Origin of the sequence: Psychrobacter sp. TB55-MNA-CIBAN-0194, from assembly GCF_040309505.1 — a bacterium.
GTDB lineage: Bacteria > Pseudomonadota > Gammaproteobacteria > Pseudomonadales > Moraxellaceae > Psychrobacter > Psychrobacter fozii.
The window spans coordinates 1-273 of the sequence record NZ_JBEOOW010000258.1; the positions used below are offsets into that span (position 1 = coordinate 1).

Sequence of the window (273 nt, forward strand, 5' to 3'; positions counted from 1 at the left end):
GTGCTGGCGCACCAGCATGATCAACCCCGGGTCGGACATGATCAGCGCATCCGGGCCCATGGCGATCACGGGCGCCAGGTCCTTGAGGAAGGTCTTGAGCTTGGCGTTGTGGGGCGCAATGTTCACCACCACGTAGAAACGCTTGCCCTGGTCATGGGCTTCCTGGATGCCGAGGGCCAGGTTGGCGTGGTCGAACTCGTTGTTGCGCACCCGCAGGCTGTAGCGCGGCTGGCCGGCATAAACCGCATCGGCACCGTAGGCAAAGGCGTAGCG

General features: G+C 64.1%; 1 protein-coding gene. It reads right to left on the minus strand.

Features of this window, described 5'->3' with window-relative positions:
- Nucleotides 1-273, minus strand: a 273-nt coding sequence (locus tag AAEY75_RS15065) for a U32 family peptidase (protein ID WP_502944428.1), incomplete at both ends; no start/stop codon positions are given.